Origin of the sequence: Streptomyces sp. FH025, assembly GCF_017427025.1 — a bacterium.
Taxonomy (GTDB): Bacteria; Actinomycetota; Actinomycetes; order Streptomycetales; family Streptomycetaceae; genus Kitasatospora.
Window position 1 is genome coordinate 1 of record NZ_JAFLNG010001238.1, and the last position, 1020, is coordinate 1020.

General features: G+C 70.9%; 1 protein-coding gene. It reads right to left on the minus strand.

Translation table 11 applies throughout. The features are described from left to right. The coding region (locus J0670_RS38655; RefSeq protein WP_207817441.1) for a MinD/ParA family protein at nt 1–1020 on the minus strand (1020 nt) is incomplete at both ends.

Sequence of the window (1020 nt, forward strand, 5' to 3'; positions counted from 1 at the left end):
GGGCCTGCGGAGCTACGGGGTACGGCTGCGGCTGGGCCTGCGCCTGCTGCTGCCAGCCGGACTGCTGGGCGGCCGCCTGCTGGGCCCGGATGATGTCCTCGCCGACCAGGGTGGCCAGCTCGAAGTACGCCTCGCGGACCTTGGGCCGCATCATGTCGAGGTTGACCTCGGCACCGGCGGCCAGGCTCTCGTCGAAGGGCACCACGACCACGCCGCGGCAGCGGGTCTGGAAGTGCGCCACGATGTCCTCGACCTTGATCATCTTGCTGGTCTCGCGCACCCCGGAGACCACCGTGATGCTGCGCTGCACCAGGTCCGCGTAGCCGTGCGCGGAGAGCCAGTCCAGCGTGGTCGAGGCGCTGGAGGCGCCGTCCACGCTGGGAGTGGAGACGATGATCAGCTGATCGGCGAGGTCCAGCACCCCGCGCATCGCGCTGTACAGCAGGCCGGTGCCGGAGTCGGTCAGGATGATCGGGTACTGGCGGCCCAGCACGTCGATGACCTGGCGGTAGTCCGAGTCGTTGAAGGTGGTCGAGACGGCCGGATCGACGTCGTTCGCCAGGATCTCCAGGCCCGAGTTCAGGTCCTGCGAGGTGAACTGACGGATGTCCATGTAGCTGCGCAGGTGCGGGATGGCCGTCACCAGGTCGCGGATGGTCGCGCCGGTCTGGCGCTTGACCCGGCGGCCGAGGGTGCCGGCGTCCGGGTTGGCGTCGATCGCGATCACCTTGTCCTGGCGCTCGCTGGCCAGCGTCGCGCCGAGCGCGGTGGTGGTCGTGGTCTTGCCGACGCCGCCCTTGAGGCTGATCACGGCGATCCGGTAGCAGCTCAGTACCGGGGTGCGGATGATCTCCAGCCGGCGGGCCTTCTCGGCCGCCGCGGCCTTGCCGCCGAACTGGAACCGCGGCTGCTGGCGCTGCTGCTTGGGCTGGCTGCGCAGCAGCCGGTCCGAGGACAGCTCGACGGCGGCGGTGTAGCCGAGCGGCGCGCCGTGCGCGGTCTGCTGCGGGGCGGCGGCCT